A 25653-nucleotide genomic window follows, 5' to 3' on the forward strand; every position below is an offset into this window, starting at 1 on the left:
ATCCATACTCTTAGTGTATATAAGCACTATTTACAATAAAATATTGAATATTATATTCTGTTTGTTGCCATACTACTTCTTTAATCTGAAATAGAGGTGGTTAAAGATGCTCCTAAAAATGATAGGCGAACGAATCAAGCAGCTCAGAAAAAAACAGGGAATGACACAGGAGGAACTAGCAGAAAAGGCTGGGATAAACGCCTCTTACATAGGAACGGTAGAACGCGGGGAACGAAATATATCCATTGAAACACTGGAAAAGATCATCGAGGGATTAGGAGTATCGTCAGCAGCTATGTTCCAGTTCCACGAGACAGATAGTCTGGATACCGCAAGTGAGAAGGCAGAGGTCCTAGAATCCATCAGCTCGCTGCTTTATTCTCGTACATTGTCTGAAAGCAAGCTGCTCTTTCGTGTACTTAAAGACATCGTGGATACACTGGATCATCGGGAGAACTAATCAACCCCCATCTTTACATATACAAAGAAAAAGCATCTCCCACGGTAGGAGATGCTTCATTCATTTTATGCTTATGTTATTGTTTCAAGCCGCCAACGAAAGCCTCGAAATTCGCAGCAAGGCGGGTTATTTTGTAATCATTAGCCTTGTCCACATGGATGACTTCAGGCTCCCCGTCATTTCCGGATGAACGGTAGTCAAGCATCACGACCTCGGACTGGGAAGGACAATCGCAAATGACCACACCAATCTCAGGATATCCGCCATGCTCTATCATATAGCGGCTGCCCAAGCTTCCGCACAATGATTTTTTCTTCTCTCGTCCAATGCCCAAAATACCTGTAATTTCAATATAATCCTGGGCTCCATCTCCGATAGGAAACTTCCGGTTGCGGGGAATCCCGCCATTATGTAATTTCATTGCTTGGATATAAGAGGCGGGAAGTTTGAAGACCAGTGCTTCCTCCACGGATTCAATCAATTCATCCGTAGGCGGAGCCGACACGTATTGGTCTGCCTCAAGCGCGCCATCATCCCAGAAATTCAGCACATCGGGGTCCGTATAAGACACCGCATTGGGTTCCTTAGCAGGTTGCGGAGCGGTTTTGTTCCGAATCCACTCCAGAAACTCCAACGTATCTTCATCGCCGGGATCCAGGTGATCGGCCACTTCAAATGCTTTGCGAGCATCTTCATACCGCTCCAAATAGTAATAAGCAAGGCCTATGCGGTAATGCCATAAGGGATCGTCCTTGCCCTCTTCTTGAATGGCCAGGAATTGCTCAACCGCCTCTTCATAACGTTCAAGATTATTCAACGCTCTGCCCAAGTGACTGATCAGCACATAATCGCGATCTTCCGCAGGAATCTCCGTAATCGCATCTACGATCTCTTCAAATTCATCCTCTTCATGCCACTCTTCCAGCTGCTCTATTAGCTCCTCACTCATCGTTTCACGCCTCCCACACTAATCATCCTTTCTGAGATTATACCATTCCGGCATGTCACTCTCCAGCATAGTGAAGCTAGCGGTGCATACTATGCCCTTGTACGTGATTATGCTCTATTTGGATCTGCTTTACGATCCCTTCTGGTTAGAATGTATAAATTTCAATATCAAAACCAGATTCACAGTATAATAAATGAGCATACTGTAGATGTACGGTGAGAGCCGGTATATATAGGTATTCGAATATAGCGTAGAAGAGGTTGAAGATGAGTAAGAAACACTTTACGGATTATCAATTAAGCGAATCGATTGTGAAAGCGCTGAATAGCTTGGGCTATGAGACACCGACGGAGGTACAACAGGAAGTCATTCCGGTTGCGCTTGAGAAAAGGGACCTGGTGGTCAAATCACAAACAGGTAGCGGCAAAACAGCTGCTTATGGGATCCCGCTCTGCGAGCTAGTGGTTTGGAATGAGAATAAGCCGCAGGCATTAATCCTGACGCCAACCCGCGAACTGGCGTTACAGGTCAACGGAGATATCACGAATATTGGGCGTTTTAAGCGAATCAAAGCAACACCTCTTTTTGGGAAACATCCTTTTCACATACAAAAAGCCGAGTTAAAGCAAAGAACACACATGGTTGTGGGTACGCCGGGACGTGTGCTGGACCATATGGAACGCGGATCGCTCTCACTGGAGCGGATTGCTTATCTCGTCATTGACGAAGCGGATGAGATGCTGAATATGGGCTTTATTGAGCAGGTTCAGTCGATTATTCAACGGCTGCCGCGTGATAGGGTCACCATGTTATTCTCCGCTACGTTTCCTGAGGATGTGGCCAATTTGGCCCACAAATATATGAACCATCCTGCCCACATTGAGATTCAAGCAAGCGGTATAACAACTGCCACGATAGAACACGAGCTTATTCAGGTGATGGAGACGAGGAAACTCGCCCTTCTTCAGGATCTGCTCATTGTTGAGAGTCCGGAGAGCTGTATCGTGTTCTGCCGTACGCAAGAGCATGTGGATAATCTATTCAGATCATTGGCTGATCTTGGCTACCCATGTGATCGTATTCACGGTGGAATGGAGCAGGAAGAGCGTTTCGAGGTCATGAATGCGTTCAGAAGAGGGCAATTCCGTTACTTGATAGCGACGGATGTAGCCGCCAGAGGTATCGATATCACGAATATCACTCATGTGATTAATTACGATATCCCGCTTGAGAAGGAAAGCTATGTTCATCGCACGGGACGTACGGGACGAGCAGGCAAAACCGGTAAAGCGATTACTTTCGTCACACCAAGGGACGATAGAAGATTAGCCGACATTGAAGAGTATATTGGGTTTCCCATACCAGTAGTGAAATCTCCCTCCAAAGAAGAAGTCGATCACCGGCGAGAAGCTTTCGGGCACAAACTAAGAATCCAACCCGAGCTGAAAAAGGATAAGCGTGAGCAATTAAACAAACAAATTATGAAGCTTAACTTCAATGGCGGCAAGAAAAAGAAGCTTAGAGCCGTAGACTTTGTCGGAACGATTGCCAAGCTTGAAGGGGTAACCGCCGACGATATTGGGATTATTACGATCCACGATTTTGTGACGGATGTTGAGATTCTGAATGGCAAGGGACCTCTTGTGCTTGAAATGATGAAAAACACGACGGTAAAAGGCAAACTGTTAAAGGTGCGCCAAGGGAATAAATAAAACTTGTAGGAACACTGACATAACGCCGTCAGTCATCGCAGCTCATAATAGCTATAACAACCATCATAACGGGTTATAGGAGGAAATATAAATTATGAGCACACATCCAGCTTTACGAGGATTTGCGACCATCAGTTACTGGGCGGACGATATGGAAGCGGCAAAGGCTTGGTATTCGGATCTGCTGGGTATAACACCTTATTTCGAACGTTCGGGACCCGATGGTCAACTGGCCTATGCCGAATTTCGAGTTGGAGACTACCAGCACGAGCTGGGTCTCATTGATCGCCGTTTTGCCCCTGCACAACCAATGTCCGGCCCCGGCGGAGCGATCATGTACTGGCATGTCGATGATATAGAAGCCACCTTCAGCCAATTGAAATCCATGGGTGCTAAAGAGTACGAGCCGCTCGTACATCGGGGGGAAGGCTTCATCACGGCATCTGTTACAGATCCATTCGGCAACGTGCTCGGTATTATGTACAATGCTCACTATCTAGAGATGCTGAATTCACGAAGCCAGGGGTGACCCAAAAAACATGGAAATCGATAAGACGGTACACGTGCAGACTCGGCAGGATTGGCGGAAGTGGTTAAGCGATAATCACCGTGCTAAAGATTATTGTTGGTCGATCATTACCGATCCTTCCGTAAATTATCTGGATTTGGTTGAGGAAGCCTTATGTTTTGGCTGGATTGACAGCACACGTAAAAAAATGGATGCCACGCATACAGCACAACGATTCTCACCCAGGAAGAAAAACAGCAACTGGTCAGAGCTCAATAAAGAGCGTGTCCGACGGTTAGAGCGATTAGGCCTCATGACTGAAGCAGGAAAGAAAGTACTGCCTGATATGAGGACCGAAGCTTTTGTAATTCAAGAATCTATATTGATGGAGTTGCAGCAGGATGAAGGGCTGTATCACAACTTCAAAGCCCTGCCAGAGCTGTATGTTAGAGTCAGGATCGACAACATCCAGTCTGTGCAGAGCGACGCAGGTCTGTATCATACACGATTGGATAAATTTATAGAACATACTCGTATGAATAAAATGTATGGAAAATGGAATGATGATGGTCGTCTTTTAGGGAAGTAAACCTCCTCAAAGCCGAAACTATGCTTCACCTTCTATGTTACTTCACGCTCCAGCCCCAAAAGGAGCAGCGTAAGCTGCTCCTCATTCATCATGACCTCCCATTGCATCCACTTTTTACACCACATACTCCGCCATAATCTGCTCAATATCGAATGGAGTAACCCCATTTTCCACCGAAAAGATCGTTTCCGCCTGATCCGCTGTATCTACCGACTCTCCTCTTGCCTTGGCATGCAGTATGAAAAGATCATACAGGTCAGGTTTCCGTAGGGTTGTCATGGCTTTGCCCATCAAGACCATTCCCTTCTGATTCCCTTCTACATTATTGTAGTAATGTGGATGTCTCGTCAGGGACAGATCGGTCCAGATAACCGTACGTTCCACCAAATCCAAGATAACAGGAATAGCGATCTGCGTATCTGCGGCGACATCGATTTTATTAGCCACCGTCGAGGGCTCGAATATTTCACCGGAACCGGGTTTCTTGCGCATCATCCAGCCCACGAAACACTCCGGCAGGTTGCAGTACGGTTGATTCGTAAACGAATGAAGAGTCGCTACAATATAACGCCCCCCATATTGGACGATGGATGGAATATGCAAATCAATGAACTCGCATGCTCCTTGAGGAGCCGACACGTATCTCCGCTGTGCACAGCCTTGTAATTGGATGACCGCAGATTCGTATAAGAGATATGCTCGACGTACTGCCAATCTTGATCATACATGACGGCGGACAAGTCAATATCCACACGGCCCGTAGGCTCCCCGTCAACGTGTCCTTCCTTCCACCAGCTGAAGAAACGAATGGTATCCCCTTCCGTCATCGGCACGCAGCTTCCCCGAACCAACGTATGCAGGGCTTTGCTTGCCGATCTCTGGGAGAACGGCACGTGATAGTCCTTCAAGCGCTCGTCGACATAGGCCTTTCCTAAGGGCGGCAGTGCGGCAAACCGCTGGATCAACGCCTGCTCGCATACCTGCACGATGTTCCGGCATGCCGCTTCATCAATCTGCGGGAGCGTATGGGGTACGGCAAAGGCTTTGGCCACATTTCCTTTTGGAAAAAAGACGCGCAGCTCTTGAGGCTCACGGCGGCGGGCAAAATGGTCCTTCACTTGCAGCAATACCGGCGTCGATACTTGACTCGCGACTTCGCCAAAGGCCAGTACAACATACTCCTCCGTATGTTCGGTGGATCGCAATAACTGATCCAATCTGCGGGCAAATTCCCCCGGACGCTGCATCAACAGATCAATCAAATTCCAGACCTGGTTGTACTGAAAAGCAAGCTCCACACTCCCGTTATACGTGGTAAAGGGCTTACGATTGCGTAAAATATCAAAAGCTTCCTCGCAGCGTATATACCGATGCTTATATTCGGATGGATGCAGAATTTCACCCAAACGAATCCAACGGTCCTTAAATTTGAGCATATCCTCCGTTATCGGATGGCAGCGTTCCAGCAATCCGAGCAGCAGTCGTCTTTCACGCCGCTTAAATTTACGAAACCGCGTGGCTTCCGCCAGACTGACATCTCCGTCTGACCACGCCACCGCCAGACGAAGGACATCGGTTGCGGTTTTGAAATAACGCCCGATCAGCTCGACATTCCCCTTGTCATGCTTCATTAATGAGGCTGCCACGAATCCCGCATTCTCCTTGAACGGAATCTCGGGAGGAAGAATGGCTTCCAGTTCATCGGGATTTGCATGCTCGATAACGGTCTCAATATCCTCTTTATCTGTCTGGGAGATGGAGCCTTTAGCCTGGATAAGCTGACGTATCATGGCATAGAAGTCCGCTTTGCTCCCCAGGTCAATAACCTTCAGTTTGACTTCGTCCTGCAGCGGAGGTCTCTCCTCAAGCTCATACTCAGGCAAATCCCATGTAAGATAATGATAGATGGCATTCAGATAGAGCTCCGCATCTTCCTCATCCATCACCTGCTTCGGGAAAGCAGGATACATCGGCTCATATTTCACATGCGCACCTACCAGCACCCTTAAATCGTCAATTAGTGGTTGATAAAGCGCTTCAAACTGCTCCTCGGATAAGGTACGGATCGCGTGTAATAGTGGATATGAGAACGCAAATCCAAGGTGTTCGATGTTTTTTATGGCCGTCGCCAAATAAGCTTTCGAGAGCCGACCCGGCCCTTGACCTTCGCTTACAATCAATTTGTTCGCTCTCCGCAAATAAATGGTATTCATCATCATAAAAGAGTCCAGGAGAGCCATATCCCTAATGTCATTAAAGGATAATAGAAGGAAGGAATATGATAGCCTGGACGCCTCCTCTCTTGAATAAAACTCCTTCAGGAAAGCTGCGACCCTAGGTTCTCCAATTGAAATAGAAGGAAGGATCACAATAGCCTGAAGGCCAAAGGTTCAAAGTCCAAGACCTCAAATCTTTGATGAACCCATCATCCCATACCCGATAGCCGGCCAACAGGGCGAAAGTATTACGACTTTGGAAAATGAGGAATTATTTCACTCTTATTCGTGATTTTCCAAGCACTTGATTTTGGCCATCCGACAGCGGCTTTGGTGCCGATACGATGTACATGATCACTCCTCCTGTTTTCTTCTATTATTCCACAATTTTCAAATCATGACGAGAACCCCATCTCACACCACCCTTTCCCAACATTTATGACACGTGTCATACGGATCTCTTTACAGGTGTGAATGTTGCGCCGGTCGGATCGTTCCTACAATAGTGACAAGAGAACTTAGAAGAAAGAAGGAATGGGAGATGGAACAACGAAAGGACAGAATCCGCCTGCTGGATATTTTGCGGGGCTTCGCGATCCTGGGAACGCTCGGGACGAATATTTGGATTTTTGCGCATGCGGGGGACCTCAGGTACATTACTACCTTTGATCATTCCGGTTGGTGGGGAGCGAATGACTTACTTCGCATGATCGTCTTATTTCTGGTGAACGGGAAACTGCTCGGACTGCTGACCATCATGTTCGGCGTCGGTCTGGAAATGAAGTATCGGCAGGCCAAGCGCAAGGGAAAGCCGTGGCCTGGCGTTTATTTGTGGGCCGTCCTGTTTCTGGTCTTCGAAGGCCTGCTGCATTTTATATTGGTCATGGAGTATGACATCTTAATGAGCTATGGAGTAACCGCCATCATTGCAGCCTTCATCGTAAAGGGCGGCGACCGGCTCATCGCACGTACGATGAACGTAATCGGCAGCGTCTTCGCTATTGCAATTCTGGCCCTCGCGGGACTAATGCTGGCGAGCGGCGCAAGCGTATCGTTGGGCAGCTTTGACGATGTTGTTGCCCTTTATCAGGAAGGCACCTGGATGGAGCAAGTCCAATATCGGCTGGCGAACTTCCTTCCGCTGCGAATGGAAGCCATCCTGGTGATACCGACTAACGTGTTTCTGTTCCTGCTCGGGATTCGCTTCATGCGCTCAGGCGTATTCTCCCCGGACGAGAACGGCAAAAGCCTGCGGAAAAGGCTATTTAGGCTGGGGATATATGTGGGCGTACCGCTCAACCTGCTTATTTTTGTGCCTGGCGGCGCTTTCGATCTGCCGGTGCGCTATTTATTCGCCCCGCTGATGTCCATGGGGTATATAGCAATTTTGGCGAGAATGATACAATATACGAAGTTGGAATGGCTGTGGCGCCTTCTGGAGAACGCCGGGAAAATGTCGCTGAGCTGCTACGTGCTCCAGAACATCATGGCATCCGCGGTATTCTACGGCTGGGGCTTGGGCCTTGCCGGCAAGCTGAATTCGACTGCCATTATCGCCGTCTGGCTGGTAATCTCCGCGTTTCAGCTGGGCATGGCATCCCTGTGGCTTCGCGGCTTCAAGCTGGGACCCATGGAAAGCGTCCGTAAACAGGCGGTAGGTTTCTTCGAATCAAGATAGCCGAATTGGAGGCTTAGATATGTTCTATAAGCTGTATCCGAGGGACCAGATTAAAAGTTATTTGCTCATCGATGTCGTACTGACCGTATTCTTATGCTACCAGGTGTTTCGTTCGGATACGGCGCTGGGACTGTGGGGCAGCCTCTTGCTGCTCCTGCTGTTCCTTGTTTCGTTCTATATCGCGCTGTGGCGCCGGGACGGCTGGCTGCTCGCTGCCGTGCTGACAGGCCTGTTCGCCATTGGCGTACTCGCGGTATATACGGGGCCGACCACCCTGATGTTCGGGATTATTTTTGCCGACTTGCTGGGCCGGTCCAAGTCCAAGGTGCATATCGCCATCGGCAGCGGGGCCATTGCCCTATCATTCCTGCTCGTGTTCGTTTTCCGAAAGGCCCCCCTGCTTGAAACGTCCAATGCCATTTACCTTCCGATCATGATCATTCAATCGGTATATCCGATCGTCATCTACATTAAGGAGAAAGCGAAAAGCCTGCAGGGGGAGCTGGATGAAGCCAACGAGCAGATTGCAAAGTATATCCAGCAGGAGGAGCGGCAGCGTATCGCCAGGGATCTCCACGATACCTTGGGACAGACCCTCATGATGATCAAAATGAAGAGCGAGCTGGCAACGAAATGGGTGGATAAGGATGCTGCCCAAGCCAAGCGAGAGCTAAGCGAGATTCTCGATACCACCCGAACGGCCCTGAAGCAAGTAAGGGAGCTGGTATCCGATATGAAGTTCATCTCGCTGGCAAGCGAGCTGGAGCATTCGGCCAAACTGCTGCATACAGCAGGAATTTCGCTGAGCATCGAGAATCCGGAGAAGCTCCCGCTGTTATCCAGCGTGGAGGAAACGATGCTTGCTCTCTGCGTCCGGGAAGCCATGACCAATATCATCAAGCATAGCCGTGCCAAGCGGTGCACGATCAGACTAGAAACGAAGGACCATGCCTTCGGAATCTTTATCGCGGATGACGGCGTAGGGCTGGCGGGGAACGGCGACGGAAACGGCATCCCGTCGATCATGGAGCGGATGAAGACGCTGGGCGGCTCTTTCGCCATCGCCCCATCGCCTGAGGGAGGCACCAGGGTATCCTTGAATCTCCCGCTTCGCCGGCATGAAAAGGAGGACGCTTCATGATTCGAATCGTTATTGCGGAAGATCAGAAAATGCTTCGCGGTGCATTCGCCTCATTGCTTCATTTCGAAGATGACATCGAGGTCGTTGCCGAGGTGCCCGACGGGCAGCGAGCCTGGGACGCGATCCGGCAGCATCAGCCTGACGTGTGCCTGCTCGACATCGAGATGCCTCATATCAGCGGCCTGGAATTGGCCGAATCCATACGACAAGCAGGTCTGCCCTGCAAAATCATGATCGTTACAACCTTTGCGCGCCCGGGTTATTTGCAAAAAGCAATGGATGCTCAAGTAGAGGGATATCTGTTAAAGGATGAGCCAATCGATTTCTTGATCGAATCCATTCGGCGGGTCATGAAGGGCGAGCGGGTTGTGAGCACCGATCTGGCGGCCGCGCTCTTCATGAAGGAGGAGAATCCGCTCAGCGAACGGGAAATCGAAATGCTTCGCTTAACCAAGGAAGGCATGACCACCGGCGACATCAGCAAAGCCCTGTTCCTGACGAGAGGCACCGTTCGCAACTACCTCTCCTCCGCCATACAGAAGCTGGAGGCGGATTCCCGGCAGCAGGCCGTGGCGATCGCCGAGGAGAAAGGGTGGCTGTAAACATCCTCGGACACAGCTCAAATGGTACCGATAAGCATGCTCCCGCTATTGCAGCGCTGCTGTTTTTGCTTGAACCCCGTACCGGTTAGTAGCGTTATGTAAGTCAGCGAAAAGCTCGAAAGGTAATAAAGTATACATTCTTTAGATAAAAAAACAACGCAGCCTCATTAGCTGCGTTGTTTTTTATAGAGTACACACCTACAAAGGCAATGCGAGTCTGTGTCCCAATCTATCCATCTTCCCCGACCGGGTAAGCATAGAAAATATAACGCTCCGGCGCATTTCCCACAAAGCGAAACGGATAGCAGGTCGAAACGACCAGCGCCTCGGTTCCCATAGAACGAATCACCGATGTATCGTCTTTATCTACAATATCCGTACTTTTAATCTCATATTCAAAGGTACCGTAAGGTAGCTTTACGATAAAATGATCCCCTACCGACAACATGTCGAAATCCCGAAAAACGGTGTCCCGGTGCCCAGACAGCAAAATCTGCTCGTTATCCATTGGAAAAGCGGTACCGCTGTAATGCCCGACGCCTCTCTCGAGCATCTCTTCATCCGTACCTTCGATGATCGGAAGTTCTGCTTCCAGCTTTGGGATTTGAAGCATTCCGATCACATCGTTCGGTTTTGGATCGAACTTGGATTTGTCGATCACTTGATCACGATAGGATATAGGATCCGCACGCCGTTCTTTCGAAGCATCTATTGTATTTGACTGGCGAATCAGTTCGTTTGCTTCCGCCATAGCTTCCTTCAAGTTTGCCTGGTGTTCGACATACTGAATGACAGCGAAAGTCACGATCCCCATACCTGCGAGCAGCAACAGCATACCTACTATTCTTCGCATGTTCTCTCCTTCCAGTCTGCATTAATATATCAATTGATGACTGCCGGATAGCCAATAAGAGTTTGATTATCCTCTATATTTTTACAATGTTATCTTACTGTTTCTTATCTATAAAATCCAGCTGAAGGCCATACTTCTGCTGCACAATAAGCCAAAAGTAATATGTCCCCCCTGCAGGATTTCCCCCTCTCTGTACTAAGGATTTGCTCCACCTGAATCTATATTAGGTTGGGGCTTCGTCCAATTGCTAACCTCGAATGGAGACTCCAACGGGGATTCGAATACAGGGGCACAAACACCGGAAGATCATGACGATTCAACCTTAGGCGTATCGGATTCGACTCCACGAGATCCGGCTGAGTACGGAGATCCGGCAACGAACGAGCCTAACGGAAATAAATTACCGAATACGGCTACGAATATGTACAGCTACATGTTAGCCGGAGCTATTATGCTTCTTGTAGGATTGCTTTTGTTAAGAAAAAGAAGAAAAGTATAAACTGCCAACAGTTGCCCCCCCAAGTGAAGACGACTTGGGGGGCAGCTGTTATTTTGAGGCGATTTTCCTTAAATGAGCTGAAACGCCCATCCTCTACGCAAACGACTCTCCCATATTTAAACCATTTTTAAACGGAACTGCCAGTTCGTTTTAACCTTGATCCGTTACGATTAGAAGAAACTGGAGCAATAAGGGAGAGAACGTATGCGAGTATTGGAAATGTTGTTGATAACATCCAGCGTTTTGGTGCTGATGGTCTTACTATTTCGTAACACAATCAACCGGATGACAGGGGCTATAGCCGGCGTCGCTTGTGGCTCACTGTTAGCAGCGCAACTGCTGTTTGAGGGCTATAGGTGGCAGATGATTCCGGCCTATATCGTCGCTGCTTTGCTCCTCACCTTCGTCTTATTTAGACGCAAAAAGGTAGGAAAACCGCTTCGTTACACGATTTTGGCTCTATCCGTTGTTTTGCTGGGCGTATCGGTTGCCTTATCTGTATTGCTGCCTGTCTTTCATTTACCCAAGCCTTCAGGCGAGTTCAGTGTGGGAACGGAAACATTCCATTTTATCGATGCCGACCGGGAAGAAACGTTTACCGAGCAGAAGGGCGACAAGCGAGAGCTGGTCGTTCAGGTATGGTACCCTGCTGCGGAATCTGGACGGAGCGCCGAGAAAAATTCAGTGTTCCCTAAGGACAGAGGGCTCTTCCATGCCTATATGCAAGCTTATTCCGGATATCTGGGCCTTCCCGCTCCCGCCCTCGACTACTGGAAATACAGCAAGGCCAATACATCTATCCATACCGATTTGCATCCCGCGGACAATCCGTATCCAGTGGTACTGCTGTCACACGGCATGGGGGTCGGCAGAATTTTGCATACGTCGCAGGCTGAACATCTTGCCAGCCACGGCTATATCGTATTCGCAGTCGATCATACTTATAGTACCGTTATGACCGCATTTCCGGACGGACGCATGACCGGATTCCTTACGGAGCAGTCTCAAGAGCGATTATTTGAAGACAGCCGCGCCATTTTAGATGTGTGGAACAAGGATGCAGCATTTATTGTGGATCAGCTAGAGAAGCTGCACTCAGGGGCCGTCGCCAGCAAATTCGAAGGAATGCTGGATATGGACAACATCGGGATGCTGGGTCATTCCTTCGGTGGAGCAGCAGCTTTTGAAGCCGTTTATTCCAACCCGCGAATCAAGGCCGGCGTGAATATGGATGGCACGTTGTTCATAACGAAGAACCGTGACGACATGAAGAAACCGTTTATGTTCATGGAATCCGAAGATTTTAAGAATGTGAACGAGCAGCAGGCGAAGTACCGCAAAACACCGGCCACGGATGCTGAGCTCAAGGAGCTCCGGTTAACGAGAGAACAATTTGACACCATACTGGCGAATCGGGAAGCGGAACTGAAGCTGATGGACCGTTTATCGCAGCAAGGGTATGGACGAACCATTTATATTGAAGGAGCCGGACATTATAACTTCACCGATCTCCAGCTGTACTCTCCGCTTATCGGACTGACTGGCATGACCGGAAGCTTGAATGGAGTAAGGGGCGCAGAAATCGTCAATCGCTATCTTTTGGAGTTTTTCAACCAGCATTTACGCGGAATCGAGAGTAAGCTTCTAGCCGGTCCCACGGAGGAGTATCCGGAAGTGAAATATCCGAATTCGGTTTTTCAAGGAGATTAAATCCATAAGTATGAGTCGATGACCCGCATAAGGGACTTTGGAAAAAGTGATCCCTTGCGGGTCATTTTTGTTCAAAAATCAGACATCCTCCCGCTCTATGTCCAGTTTTTGTCTATTTGCCTCATATATAATGAGAATCGATTTTTAATTATTAGGAGGTAGATTATGAACGCGTCATTCAAAAAGTACGCTGCCGAGTTCATTGGAACTTTGGTGCTTGTTCTGTTCGGCTGCGGCAGTGCCGCTACGGCGGGAGGAGAGCTCGGCCATTTGGGGATTGCATTGGCATTCGGGCTGTCTATCGTAGCGATGGCCTACGTCATCGGTCCGATTTCGGGATGTCATATCAATCCGGCGGTTTCACTTGCCATGCTTATTAAACGTAAGCTAACCGGTACCGACTTCATCGGGTACGTTGTTTCGCAAATCGCCGGTGCCATTGCGGGCGCCGCTATTCTGTACGCCATCATCGTCTCCGCGGGTATGGCCACTACGGGGCTCGGTCAGAATGGTTTCGGCCCTGGGTATGGGATCGGGATTTCAACCACTATGGCATTCGTTGTCGAAATCATTTTAACCTTCGTATTTATTTATACGATCCTGGGCGTAACCTCTACGGAGAGCAACGGAAACGTAACCGGCCTTGTGATCGGACTGACACTCGCTTTCGTACATATTTTAGGCATAGCCTTAACGGGAACATCCGTTAACCCTGCAAGAAGCCTGGGACCCGCACTTCTGCTTGGCGGGCAGGCCTTATCCCAAGTGTGGGTGTTTCTTATCGCCCCGCTTGCCGGCTCAGCGCTGGCCGTTGCCGTATACCAGCTGCTGAATAGCAAACCTAAGGGGAAACAGTCGTGACTTGTTAACTATAAGGGACGCCTGCATGCGTTCCCAATTCCATGAATAGACGGCAATACGAAAAGAAGCCGACATGCGCCCATAAATGGTGCGATGTCGGCTTTAAATTTAGCGTCCAAACTCCTTATCGAATATCTTATCGTGAGCCTCCGCGACTTTCGGAGCTACCGAGTTGATGGCTGTCACTAGAATGTGCTTCCCGCCAACAGGTCCGAAGGCTCTCGTCTCGAATCCGTAGGTGCCGCCGGCATGCCCCCAATAGGATTGCCCGTCCGATGTTTTCCCTTCATAAATCCCTAGTCCTACTTTACCTATAGGTGAATCTACAGCTGTGAGCATCTGGTCCATCATCTCTTGATTCAGAAGCTCTCCGCCCAACAGCGCACTGAAGAAGGTGGTCAAATCTTTGACTGTTGAAACCATGTCACCGGCAGCATTTGCCCAAGATTGATTCATTTCGGTCAAATCATACATATGGCCTGTTCTGTCCATGTTGTATCCTCTGGCATGTTTACCCGGAATATAGGAGCTGTTTTCCATGACGAATGTCTCCGTTAGCCCGAGCGGCTCGATAAACCGTTTCCTGATCTGCTCCGCATACGTATCCCCGGTGACCTTCTTAATAATCTGACCGGCTAGCAATGTATTGGTGTTGGAGTAATTCCAGCCTTTCCCTGGCGCATATACAGGCGGCTTTGCAAGGGCCAAGCGGATGAGTTCGTCTACGGCATAATAACGGAACGGATTGTTAGGCAAGGTCATATCTCGCATATCATGATCTGTATAGCTTGCAAGCCCGCTTGTGTGGTTCAATAACTGACGAATCGTAATTTGGTTGCCGTCATACCCGTTACCCTGTACAACCCCCGGATGTTCGTATGCAGGGAATGGGCGGGCTTGAAGCTTTAATTGAAATGAAACATCGATGGCCTGAGATGAAGGTTGTGCTTATGACGACGTTCGAGGATTCCTTGCAGGCAGCAACTGCATTGGAGCGCGGGGCGGATGGCTACATGCTGAAGTCGATTCATCCGCGGGAAATGAAGGAAGCCTTGAAACTTATTTATAATGGGGGAACCTGGATCGACCAATCGGTTGCAACGCAAGTCTTCGAAGAGATGAAGCGTCAACGTGAGCAGCTGGAAAGAATCGGTTCAAATCAAGAAAACTACCCGTACGGCCTTACGAAACGCGAGATGGAGATTCTGGAGAATCTATCGAGCGGACTGCGTTACAAGTCGATCGCCGCCAAGCTATTTTTATCGGAGGGAACGATCCGCAATTACTGCTCGATTCTCTACTCCAAGCTTGGCGTTAACAATCGCGAAGAAGCCATACAAATGGCGCGATCCGAGAATATCGTATAGGCGCTATTTGTGGGTTATGTTCACCAGTGCAGAAATCCCGGCTTTCTTTGTATCGTATAAAATTACAATTACCTCGGTTCGCTGCGCACGTAAAAAGTTACCTCGGTTCCTTTACCCAACGTGCTTTTGATATGAAGTCCTGTGCCGAAGTGCCGCTTCAAGCGCTGATGCGTATTGATCAGGCCGACTCCTGAGCTGCGGTCTGTATTTCTTTCCAATACCCGTTGCAATTGAACTTCGTCCATGCCGATCCCATTGTCCTGAACCGTTATCTCTGTAAGCGTGTCATGGACAGAAATTCGAATATGTATTTCCCCTCCGCGAGTGCGCTTCATAATGCCATGTCTTATTGCATTTTCAACCAAAGGCTGGATCGAAAGGAAAGGAATTTGTAACTCTTCGCAATCATCTACCTCCCAAACGACCTGCAGCCGCTCTTCAAACCGGACCTTTTCGATATATAAGTATGAACGCACTAGACTTAATTCCTCTTTAATCGAAACAAGTCCATCCGTATCTTGGAACCTAAATTTATACCTCAAAAAATTGCTGAACTCATCAAGCAAATGGCGCATCTTATCCAAATTAATGTCACTCAAAGCGGTTACCGCGCTTAAAGCATTGAATAAGAAATGAGGTTGGATTTGCGCTTGCAGCCATGCCGCCTCCAATCGCAATTGTTCCCGAACCGTTTGTTTAATCGTCGTTAGCGCTTCAATCCGCGATCTGATTTCTAATGCTTCTACCGGCTTTGTCACATAATCGTTTGCTCCTGCTAAAAAACCGCTCTGGATATCCTTCGGCTGGCTTCTTGCGGTAAGGAGCAGCACCGGGAGCTCGGTAAGCGTGTACCGCTCTCGAATTCTTCGTGTCAGCTCATAGCCCGACATCTGCGGCATCATAATATCGGAGATGACCAGATCCCATTCCCTCGTGTCCAGTATAGCCAATGCTTCTTTACCGCTCGTTGCCATCGTGACATCATAATCATCAGGCGGTAGTATGGTTTCGAGCACTTGCAGATTAACAGGATCGTCATCCACAATTAATAAGAGCGGACGATCACAATTCATTACAATAGAGGTTGTTGGTTTTGCCGCTGGCGGGATATCCTCTTTATCCAAGATGATGGGGGCAGTTTCCTGAGTCGGCGCTGGTTGTATTGTAAATGGTTTGAATGAGTTAGAAACAAGTTCCTCATCTTCCACATTCAATTCCGCAAGCTTTAACGAAAATGTAAATTTCGAGCCTTCTCCTAAAACAGAAGATACCTCTAACGTACCTCGATGAAGATCAATCAGTTGCTTGCTTATACTTAAGCCTAAGCCAAAGCCGCCTTCAATCATAGTTTCGCTGGCGCTGGCTTGCTCATACGGAAGGAATAAACGCTTTAGCATGTCCTCATCCATGCCGATCCCGGTATCAGCAATAACAATATACGCTCTTCCGTCTTCTGCCAAAGCTTGAATCGTAATGACCCCTTCATTCGTATACTTCACGGCATTATGAAGCAAATTGAAAACAATTTGAATCAACCGATTCTCATCCGCAATAACAGGTGGAAAATCCTCAGGAATCTGATTTGCGATGTTGACGGACTTCGCCTCTGCGTTAAATTGCAGCATATCAATGACTCCCGTTATGATCGGCTGAATCAATATGGCTTTTTCCTGTAAACGAGGATTGCCCTCCCGCAGACTCATCACATCAATCAAATCATTTAATATAAGTGTTAGCCGATGTCCTACAGATAGTACCGTTTCGAGCTCCTTGACACTTCGATCCTGTAACAAATGCCCTTCTCTGTTCAGCACGGACTGTGACATGTTAAGGATGCTATGAAGCGGATTTTTAAATTCATGAGACGTGTTCGCCAGGAATTGATCTTTATGGTCATTCACTCTTTGCAAGGTTGCTGCAATCTCCTTGGTGTTAGCATGCATGATGAAATAAGCCTTAAACCATACAGAGGCCAAACAACCCATTGATATAATCAGGTCAAACGGATAATGGACAATGCTCAAACCGCTCTCCCGCCAGAATAACGACCAAAGGAAATGGTGAACCAGCGCAAGCATAGAAAAGAGCAGTAACAGATGGCTTTTTATATCCTGGATTACTTTTTTTATGATGGCTATGATCGTGATTAAGGCTGCGATGCATCCCAATAGGTAATAAACCGGGAAGAGCATGATCACCTGATGCGGAGCTAAAAATAACGTAACCGCGGCAGTCCCCAGAGCCATTACGGTATAAACCGGATATACCCTGCGCCAGTAAGGGAGCTCACGATGATCCGTACATTCCAGCAACGCATAGCATCCGATCATAAAAGCGGCATTGGATAGCCGAAAATCCCAATCACTGCCGATGTAAAATAATTGATGAAACAGCTTTTCATCGTTACTAAACAGGCTGGAAATGGTTACGCATAGTGTTAACAGGGAAAAATAGAGCAGCTTCTTCTCTTTATTTCCTAGTAAAAATAAAATAAGTGCATACACGGAATGCATAAGAAATATAATGGCTCCCAGCGTCTGCATGGAAACGGAGAATTTCATTTCCTGTGCGACGGCTTCTTCCGAACCGAATTTAATGGACCTGGCAATGCCGCCGCCTCGACTATCCACATAATTTGCCGCCTGAATCACTACATCGATGACGCCGTTTTTGTCTGCTGTAAAGCTTGTAGAGTAAGGCAGGTTCTTCGCCGTATATTCTTCCTTTGTTTTCGCCACCTGCCCGGATTTAGCAAGCAGTCGTCCATTTACATATAATTCGGATGACGTGCGTACGCTGGGTACACGAATACTATAATTAACGTTCTGTTTCGGGCTTACCTTAATACGCAGGCGGTAGGACGCATAACCATATGGAGTCGGCTCTTCACTATGCAAAGCTTCGTTCCATCCTCCCGGAACCGAAATCAGCTTTGGCTCGATCTCGGCTGACACACGCTGCCGACGACTACCATCCAGCAACCATAGTGAAGGATAAAACTCCCATTCCCCATCAAGTAAGAGCACGCCGCCATCATCTGCATTCCAATGACGCAAATCCAGCTGCCCGTTCGTAATGGACACCTGCTCTTGATGAGGCAACAATACCATCCACACCATGCGCAGGCTCGATAGAATGACTAACAATAACCCTATTAACAAGATCATATGACTCTTTTTCATTTGGTATATGGGTGAGTCGTTTGCCAAGAAGTATTCTCTCCTAATCCATTCTAATGTAGGCACTGCTCCATGCAAGAACAACCATTGACGACTTCCATGCCATCAATGGTTGTTTTAAGTTGCTTCATTATTTATTGCTCAATTTATCAATTTCAGCAGCTATGCAATTAATACTCTTACCGCTGCACGCGTCAATTGTTCAATATCCAAAAATTGTCCTACATTAGATTAACAACCCTATCTATACAAAATCTATACAGGGTGGCCTAGGGCATTGACAGCGATTCTATGACGGGACACAAACTATATAGACAACAAAAAAAGAGCGTCCCCCTTATGGGAAACGCCCTTTCTAGTTCTCCGAATTATTTCAAGCCCAGTACTTCAAAATCATAAATCCGCGTAGCCGTGTCCCCGCCTTGCGTCGCCTTCTCTATTTGAAGACGCACGTACTGTGCGGAGGTGAGTTCGATGGCATGGCTGCTGACCGCTTTCGTATTGTCTTTGACCGATACCGTGTCCTTCCATTCCTTGCCATCCGAGCTTACCTGAATGGTAAATGCCCGCGTATTGAACGCGGCCGGCTCGCCCCCGGCTTCCGCATGCTTGATCACGAATTCGCTGAGCTTATGCTCGGCTCCCAGGTCCACCGTCAGCCAGTGAGGCCCGTCTCCAACAGCACACCACTTGGTGGCGGCGTTACCGTCCACCGCAAATGCAGGTGCTTCCTTCTCATTCACGAAGCTGGATGCTGATGTTTCCTTGCCAAGAGCAAGGTTGCCCACGCCATTCTCCGCTTCCCGTGTAACCGTGATGAGTTTCTTCCGAACCAAGTCCTCGCCAACGCTATTTGTAGCGGTTAGCGTCACTTCGTACGTTCCTTCCTCCGGATAGGTCACTTTAAGATTCTGCTCCGTGCTGGATGCTGGCTGTCCGCCCGGGAAGCTCCAGCTCCAGGACTCCGTCACTTCCGAGGAAAGATCTGTGAATTGTACCGTTTCTCCCGGTGCGATCAGCGTTTTATCCGCCTTGAAGGCTGCAACCGGCTTCGGATATTCCGGCCAGTCAAAGCTTACCGACGATGCTTTTCCTTGTTCGTAATGTCGGTTTACCGGAATCACGGCCATCTTGGTTGCCTGCTCTTTCAGCATCCGCTTCATTTCCGGCACGTAATATACCGTATTCCCCGTCATGCCCATCAACTCGTACTTGCCGTCCGGATGAACCCGGTACACCTGGTAGTACATCACGTCCTCAGCCTGTTTCGGTGCCTTCCAAGACAATCGCGCATCTCCATATATTCCGTCGCGGAAATCATTATCGATGACCTGAAGATCGGTCACCTGGTGCGGCTTCTTCGCCTTATCGTTCACCTGAGTAACGGCCAGTTTTCCAATATTCGCCCGATAATCCGCTATATCCGCGGCTGATTCGAATTGCAGCGAGATTCCCACAATCGTGCGGCCTTTATACTTGTTCAGCTTAACGCTGCCCTGCTTCCAATCCTGATCGGCACCCGTGGCGGTCCACTTGCCAGGCTCGAAAAATTCATACCGATCCGGCGCATCGGAGAATGCCAACCCAATCTTCACCTTGGCGTCCTTCGCATTGTCCGAATAGACGAGCGATACTTCCGTCGTCGGTTCTACCGGGATATTCGCCTTATACAGCTTGACATGAGTAGAGGAGCCTTTGCTTACGGCACCCGCCACCTGAAGCGAGCTGCCTCCGTAGTAAGATTTGCTGAAGTCAAATCCAGGCTTGAGGGCTTCACCCTTGCCATTAGTTTCCGTGATCCAGCGCCAGGTCGGCAAAATATCCTGCAGGCTCCGATTGCTCCAGTCCCTGCTCCGCATCACTTTACCGTCCACCGCAAACATATGGCCGTTCCCGGTATTGAAATGGGTGACAAATTCGGAACCGGTGAGCACGGTTTTGGCAACCACATCATTCGCAATCCCTCTCCAGGCGAGCGGATCGGTCCCTTCAGGCTGCGAGGTATTAGCCGGATTCATGCCAGGTCCCGCCCAGAAGATCTGCTCCCTTTTCATATACTCCTCATGGGTTTCGGAGCTGTTGAACGCCCAATCGGGACGATAAATGCCAAGTGAAGTCGTGGCTTTCTTCCCATCCGGGAACACAACCGGCCAATTGAACTTGCCTTCGTAGCCCTTCGCCTCCACGTCGATGCCGGCATATAAATCATACGGACTGCGGCCAAGCTCCGCCGCTTTGGCCGGAGAGTTCAAGAACGGAGTAATGTAATCGTATTGGCCGTTCTTCTCGTCTTTGAACTGCCAGCGGAAATCGATGAACATATTGTCGGAAACCCGCTGATTTCCCTCCTGGAAGAACATCTCGTTCTTGTCCGTCAAAGCCCCCTGCCACTTCACCGGTCCTTCCTTGATCATGGAATCGTACCAGATCACTTCCATGCCCGGCGCTTTTTTCTGCTGAAGATACGTTAAAAACTCAGCCATCTTGGCGGCATCCTCAGGCGTTCCGCCCTGAGTCTCCTGATTGATGAACCAGCCATCAAATCCGTAATACTTAGCAACCTCAATCAGTTTGTCTGCAACCGGGAAGGATCCATCCTCCCGCTGCTTTAACAGATCATGCATCCACTGGATTTTGCCTCCATGCTCGGTTTGCGGCAAGAAAACGGTTCCAAAAACAGGTACGCCATTCTTGTGAGCCGCATCGATCACGTCAGCGCTTGGCGGAACGATCAATCCTTCGCCTGCCGAACCGCCCCACATCACCAGCTTGTCGATATACTGCCAATTGCTGAACGTATAGGTATGGAACTTCTCCGAGCCTTGGGAAGGAGCTCCGCTTGTGCTTGGATACATGGAAGCGATCGATAAAACCTTCACTTCCTCCTTGGCATTGCTGTTTATCTTATGACCCTGGATACGCTGATCCTCCAGCTTAACCGTTCCCCGATTAAACAGGGCATCCTTATCCGTGGACGGCGACCATTCCAGCAGCGTGTTCGGATACCAATATGACGAGTGAGGTTGTGCTGCTTCGGCTTCTCCAGCAAAACCCGTCAGGGACGCGGCCAGCACTGCCGTGCTCATCCATACCGTCATTCTGCGTTTCCACTGGGCTTTCGTTAAATAATCCGGTTTGATTCGTTTCATGGGAAAACCTCCTGTTTAATTCATGATTTCGTGGTAACAATGAATGCTTTTTCCATCTAAAAGAAGGAATGACAGAGAGAAACGGCCGCTTTAGATCAGCCGTTTCTACCCCCTCATACACTTTTATGGATTACTTGTTTTGAGTCTTCCACTCATCAAACTGCTTTTGAGCTTCAGCAATAACTTTGTCAATTCCAGCATCCTGGAATTTTTGTTTTGCTTTTGGCAAGTATTCTTCAGGATCGATGGAGCCGGTGTACAGTGCAGGAATGAATTCTTTCGCTACGTTAGTGATGGCCGCAACCTCCGTTTTTACCGGAGCCGTGTCGAAGTTAAAGCCGAACGTAGGAGCTACCACAGCGGAGCTGTTAAATTTCTCGAATGCTTCCCATTTGTCTTCAGGCTCGCCTTCATGAAGATACGTCAGGAACATATTGCCGAGCGCAAATCCAGGCATGGCATAGCTTTCCTGCATAGCAGGCATATCCTCGATGTATGGTCCTTCAAGCTTCTTGTAATGCGTGCCTTCCAAACCGTATTGAATCATATTGCGCAGCTTCTCATCCGTGTTCAGCAGGTTCAAGAACATCATCGCCCGCTCCGGATTTTTGGAGTACGAAGAAATCGCCATCATCGAGCCCGCAGCGGAGCTGGTGTAAATGACTGGATCGTGCATCGGTCTTGTCACAATGTCATATCCCGCGTTTCTGGACCAGCCGAGCTCCGCGTATGGCTGTGTAATCTCGCGGTCCACGAGCCATTTGCCGGTTTTGATGTTATCAATGCCGTCGAGCGTCGCTACGTCCTCGCGTACATAACCCGCTTTATAATATTTGCGCATCGTGGTCAGAGCCGATTTCAGTTCAGGTGAATCCAGCAGATTCTCAAATTTAAAGTCTTTGGTGTCAAGGTACATACCGATCGGAATTTCATCGCCAAGCGGGAAGTCGACCGGTAAGTACGGCTTAAAGCCTTTCGGTACGGCAAGCGGTGTAATATCCGCAGGCTCGTTCTCTTTAATCGTTTTCAGAAGCGGCTCCAGATCCTCAAGTGTTGTCACCTTGGAAATGTCCAGGTTGTACTTATCCAGATACTTCTTATTGAAACGCCATACAAACTGCTGTGCCAATTCCTTGTTGGCCGGGATGCCATAGTTCACGCCGTTGACCTTCGTTCCTTCCAAGAAACGAGGATCCAGCGCTTCCTTAATGCCTTTTCCATATTGATCAAGCAGATCATTCAGCGGCTTAAATGCGCCCTTCGCTGCATTTGGAAGATAATCGAACGCCCATGAGCTAGTGAAGGCGATGTCGTAATTCTCGCCGGAGCTTGTAATAACCTGCATCCGCTGGCTGTAATCGCCCCAGTCGATCATACTGATCTCGAGCGTTGCATTGATTTTTTCCGTCAAATATTTATTGATTTCCTCTTGAACCACGGGAAGATCCTTCTGGTTAGGCCCGATCATGTACATTTTCAGTTTGACCGGATCCAGCTTGGAAACATCGACCGTGCCGTCGCTCTGAACGGCTGCCTCTTCCTTCGCAGGCTCGCCGGACTTAGCGCCTTCCTTGCTGCCGCAAGCCGACAATACAACCGTCAGCAGAAGCACAAGAGCAAGGGACAGTATAGAAACCTTTTTCTTAAACATGTGTTTTCCCCCTGTATCACTTAATGGTTAATGCTATATTGACACCGCTTACACACCTGAAACATCAAAGCCGGATTTCTCCGGCAGTGTGCGATGCGGGTACAACCATATGAAATTAGCCTTTGACCGAGCCTACCGTCAGGCCCTGGACAAAATATCGCTGGAAGAACGGATACGCCATAACAATCGGCAGTGTCGCCAATACGACCATCGCCATCCTTACCGTCTCTGTCGGCAGGCCGGCTGCTGCATCGAATGAACCGATATTTTGCGCATTCTGCGTCAGGAAATCCATGTTCTTCTCGATCTTCATCAGCATGAACTGCAGCGGTGGCGTTGCCTGTGGATTGTTATAATACAGCAAGGCATTAAACCAGTCGTTCCAGTAACCCAAGGAGCTGAACAAACCAATCGTTGCAATCCCCGGCAGCGAGACCGGCAGCACGATGCGGATAAAGGTCAGAAACTCGCCCGCGCCATCGATTTTGGCGGACTCGATAATTTCATCCGGAATCGTCGTTTGGAAAAAGGTCCTCATGACGATGATGGAGAACGCGCTCAAGGATAAAGGAAATATCAATGCCCAGATCGTGTTTTGCAGATGCAGGAACTGGGTCATCACGATATAACCAGGTACCATACCGCCCGAGAACAGCATGGTAAAGAATGCAAGGAAGCTGAAAAAGCCTCGAAATTCAAAGTTTCGACGAGACAATGCATAGGCATAAGTCGTAACCAATGCCAGACTCACCAGCGTCCCCAGTACCGTAACCAGGAGCGTCAAGCTGAATGAGGACAGCAGCTCGCCTCCCGTCTCGAAAATATATTCGTACGCCGCCGTACTGAACTKACTCGGCAGCAGCCTGAAGCCTTCCAAGACCAGCGTCTGTTCGTCGGTCAAGGAAATAATAATAACAAATAGAAACGGAAAGATACAGGAGAACGAGAAGATGCCGATCACGATATTAAAAATCGTATTCCACAATGGGGAGATGGCGTTGTAGTCTCTCTTCTTTGAACGCTTTGCCGGCTGATTCGCGGTTTGCGTTGATAGCTTCGTCATGAACGGTACACCTCCCTCGGATTAGAAGATCGCATGATCTTTTTCAATTCGTCGAACGATATAGTTGGCAACTAGAATCAGAACCAGCCCTACAAGCGATTGGTACAAGCCCGCTGCCGTACTCATTCCGATGTCCCCCATATTGATCAGTCCGCGGTAGACGAAGGTATCGATAACATTCGTTACCGGGTAGAGCGCGCCCGAGTCCTTCGGAAGCTGATAGAACAATCCGAAATCGGAACGGAAGATGCCCCCGATGGCCAATATGGTCAGTATGATCATAAGCGGCTTCAAGAGCGGAATCGTAATATACCGCGTTTGCTTCCACTTGTTGGCTCCATCGATAACAGCCGCTTCATAATAAGACTTGTCGATCCCCGTAATAGCTGCCAGGTAAATAACGCTGTTGTAGCCTACGCCTTTCCAGATGCCGACAAAAACGAGAATGAAGGGCCAATATTTAGCTTCGGCGTACCAGCTGATCGGCTCTCCCCCGAAATAAGTGATGATTTGATTCAACGTCCCTTTATCTACGCTCAAGAAGGTGAACGCAAAATAACTGATAATAACCCACGACAAAAAATGCGGCAGAAACATGCCGGTCTGATATACCTTGGCCGTCCGCTTGTTGACCAGCTCGCTTAGCATGATCGCAAAGCCCACCGCAATGATCAGGCCCAGGATAATAAAAGCAAGGTTGTACAGAATCGTATTCCTCGTAATGATATAGGCATCATTGGTTGTAAACAGATATTCGAAGTTTTTGAACCCTACCCATTCGCTGTTGAACACGCTGGCAAAAAATCCGTCCGGGCTTATACGGAAGTCCTTAAACGCGAGAACGGTGCCGAACATGGGCAAGTAAGCAAAGATAAGAAACCAGATGGTTCCGGGCAGTATCATCAGCAGCATAAACCGGTTGCGTATAACCTTTTTGATGAACCCCGACATGAGCACTCCTCCTCTTCCCCGTTAAATACAAGTGATGCGACTGTTCTAGAAGATCCCCCATGATCTATGTCAATGCGGCTATTCTATCCCTCGCCCTTAACTACTATCATTGTGCCAAGTAAGCGCTATCGCGCTCAAGTTGAAAAATACTAGAACGGGATGGATAAATTAAAGAATCCCTTATAAGTGCGTGTTCAAAAAGTCGGGTTTTCAGCACCGAGAAGGTTGGATGAAGCTAGGGACTGAGGAGCGGAGCGTACGTTTTGGGTACGTGAGCACCAGAAGGCCCGGCTGAATTCAAGATTCGATGCCGAGTTACTTCTTGACTCCCTTCGTGATCAAAAGATGACTTTTTGAACAACCTCTATAAAACAACAAAAAACAGGCCAAAGCTTATCTAAAATGTACCCCATGTAAAGGACAATTAAAAAAGGTTAGGCACTTTGAAGAAGATGATTTCTGTACTGTACAGGAGTCATCTTCTTTAAGTTCCATTGATATCGATAGTGGTTGTA

General features: G+C 48.5%; 18 protein-coding genes and 3 pseudogenes. 11 read left to right on the plus strand and 10 right to left on the minus strand.

Annotated elements, in window-relative coordinates:
* Positions 1–106: 106 nt before the first annotated feature.
* Positions 107–460, plus strand: coding sequence for a helix-turn-helix domain-containing protein (locus ACPV3A_RS18405; protein WP_220687130.1), 354 nt, complete (start codon positions 107–109; stop codon positions 458–460).
* Positions 461–536: 76 nt separating this feature from the next.
* On the opposite strand, the gene ACPV3A_RS18410 is transcribed toward ACPV3A_RS18405, so the two are convergent.
* A complete protein-coding gene (locus tag ACPV3A_RS18410; RefSeq protein WP_194540173.1) occupies positions 537–1409 on the minus strand; it encodes an SMI1/KNR4 family protein in 873 nt (290 codons plus the stop codon).
* 266 nt (positions 1410–1675) lie between these two features.
* On the opposite strand from ACPV3A_RS18410, the gene ACPV3A_RS18415 reads away from it, so the two are divergent.
* The 3 genes from ACPV3A_RS18415 to ACPV3A_RS18425 all read left to right on the plus strand — a co-directional run bounded on the left by ACPV3A_RS18415 (position 1676) and on the right by ACPV3A_RS18425 (position 4218).
* Positions 1676–3121 carry a DEAD/DEAH box helicase gene (locus ACPV3A_RS18415; protein ID WP_426200544.1) on the plus strand — a complete coding sequence of 482 codons (1446 nt, stop codon included), beginning with the start codon at positions 1676–1678 and terminating at the stop codon, positions 3119–3121.
* 94 nt (positions 3122–3215) lie between these two features.
* Complete coding sequence (locus ACPV3A_RS18420) at positions 3216–3650, plus strand: VOC family protein (RefSeq protein WP_426200545.1); 435 nt, start codon at positions 3216–3218, stop codon at positions 3648–3650.
* A gap of 10 nt (positions 3651–3660) precedes the next feature.
* On the plus strand, positions 3661–4218 hold the full coding sequence (locus ACPV3A_RS18425) for a YdeI/OmpD-associated family protein (RefSeq protein ID WP_426200546.1): 558 nt from the start codon (positions 3661–3663) through the stop codon (positions 4216–4218).
* Positions 4219–4332: 114 nt separating this feature from the next.
* On the opposite strand, the pseudogene ACPV3A_RS18430 reads toward ACPV3A_RS18425, so the two are convergent.
* Positions 4333–6437 (minus strand): annotated as a pseudogene (locus ACPV3A_RS18430) (TerD family protein).
* Between the two features lie 538 nt (positions 6438–6975).
* On the opposite strand from ACPV3A_RS18430, the gene ACPV3A_RS18435 reads away from it, so the two are divergent.
* The 3 genes from ACPV3A_RS18435 to ACPV3A_RS18445 are packed head-to-tail and all read left to right on the plus strand — an operon-like array spanning position 6976 to position 9855.
* Positions 6976–8112 (plus strand): DUF418 domain-containing protein, encoded by a 1137-nt coding sequence (locus ACPV3A_RS18435; protein ID WP_426200547.1) that lies wholly within the window; start codon positions 6976–6978, stop codon positions 8110–8112.
* Between the two features lie 19 nt (positions 8113–8131).
* On the plus strand, positions 8132–9253 hold the full coding sequence (locus tag ACPV3A_RS18440) for a sensor histidine kinase (RefSeq protein ID WP_426200548.1): 1122 nt from the start codon (positions 8132–8134) through the stop codon (positions 9251–9253).
* Positions 9250–9855 carry a response regulator transcription factor gene (locus ACPV3A_RS18445; protein WP_194540180.1) on the plus strand — a complete coding sequence of 202 codons (606 nt, stop codon included), beginning with the start codon at positions 9250–9252 and terminating at the stop codon, positions 9853–9855. Before ACPV3A_RS18440 ends, ACPV3A_RS18445 begins: the two co-directional genes overlap by 4 nt.
* 229 nt (positions 9856–10084) lie before the next feature.
* Here the strand turns inward: ACPV3A_RS18445 and ACPV3A_RS18450 are convergent, their stop codons facing one another.
* The gene (locus tag ACPV3A_RS18450) at positions 10085–10708 is read right to left on the minus strand and encodes a class D sortase (protein ID WP_426200549.1); all 624 of its coding nucleotides are present in this window, start codon (positions 10706–10708) and stop codon (positions 10085–10087) included.
* A 244-nt stretch (positions 10709–10952) separates the two neighbouring features.
* Here ACPV3A_RS18450 and ACPV3A_RS18455 point away from each other — a divergent pair, with 244 nt between their 5' ends.
* The 3 genes from ACPV3A_RS18455 (at position 10953) to ACPV3A_RS18465 (ending at position 13778) form a co-directional block, all read left to right on the plus strand.
* Entirely contained in the window at positions 10953–11207 is a 255-nt protein-coding gene (locus ACPV3A_RS18455; protein ID WP_426200550.1) for an LPXTG cell wall anchor domain-containing protein, read from the plus strand.
* Between the two features lie 204 nt (positions 11208–11411).
* A complete protein-coding gene (locus tag ACPV3A_RS18460; RefSeq protein WP_426200551.1) occupies positions 11412–12917 on the plus strand; it encodes a dienelactone hydrolase family protein in 1506 nt (501 codons plus the stop codon).
* A gap of 165 nt (positions 12918–13082) precedes the next feature.
* Positions 13083–13778, plus strand: a complete 696-nt coding sequence (locus ACPV3A_RS18465; RefSeq protein WP_426200552.1) for an MIP/aquaporin family protein — start codon at positions 13083–13085, stop codon at positions 13776–13778.
* A 108-nt stretch (positions 13779–13886) separates the two neighbouring features.
* Here ACPV3A_RS18465 and ACPV3A_RS18470 read toward each other — a convergent pair.
* Positions 13887–14648: pseudogene (locus tag ACPV3A_RS18470) on the minus strand (serine hydrolase domain-containing protein); the annotation flags it as partial.
* A gap of 14 nt (positions 14649–14662) precedes the next feature.
* Between ACPV3A_RS18470 and ACPV3A_RS18475 the strand changes: the two are divergent.
* Positions 14663–15145, plus strand: a pseudogene (locus tag ACPV3A_RS18475) (LuxR C-terminal-related transcriptional regulator); the annotation flags it as partial.
* Positions 15146–15213: 68 nt separating this feature from the next.
* Here the strand turns inward: ACPV3A_RS18475 and ACPV3A_RS18480 are convergent.
* From ACPV3A_RS18480 to ACPV3A_RS18505, 6 genes are all read right to left on the minus strand, one after another.
* Positions 15214–18327, minus strand: a complete 3114-nt coding sequence (locus tag ACPV3A_RS18480; protein WP_426200560.1) for an ATP-binding protein — start codon at positions 18325–18327, stop codon at positions 15214–15216.
* Between the two features lie 365 nt (positions 18328–18692).
* Positions 18693–21473, minus strand: coding sequence for an endo-beta-N-acetylglucosaminidase (locus ACPV3A_RS18485; RefSeq protein ID WP_426200553.1), 2781 nt, complete (start codon positions 21471–21473; stop codon positions 18693–18695).
* 130 nt (positions 21474–21603) lie between these two features.
* The gene (locus tag ACPV3A_RS18490) at positions 21604–23124 is read right to left on the minus strand and encodes an ABC transporter substrate-binding protein (protein WP_426200554.1); all 1521 of its coding nucleotides are present in this window, start codon (positions 23122–23124) and stop codon (positions 21604–21606) included.
* A 115-nt stretch (positions 23125–23239) separates the two neighbouring features.
* Complete coding sequence (locus ACPV3A_RS18495) at positions 23240–24187, minus strand: carbohydrate ABC transporter permease (protein ID WP_426200555.1); 948 nt, start codon at positions 24185–24187, stop codon at positions 23240–23242.
* A 21-nt stretch (positions 24188–24208) separates the two neighbouring features.
* Positions 24209–25138 (minus strand): ABC transporter permease, encoded by a 930-nt coding sequence (locus ACPV3A_RS18500; protein ID WP_071219420.1) that lies wholly within the window; start codon positions 25136–25138, stop codon positions 24209–24211.
* A 434-nt stretch (positions 25139–25572) separates the two neighbouring features.
* Positions 25573–25653: IS3 family transposase (locus ACPV3A_RS18505; protein WP_426200561.1), on the minus strand; the 81-nt coding region annotated here is incomplete at its 5' end.

The organism is Paenibacillus sp. Dod16 (assembly GCF_049893405.1).
Taxonomy (GTDB): Bacteria; Bacillota; Bacilli; order Paenibacillales; family Paenibacillaceae; genus Paenibacillus_AQ.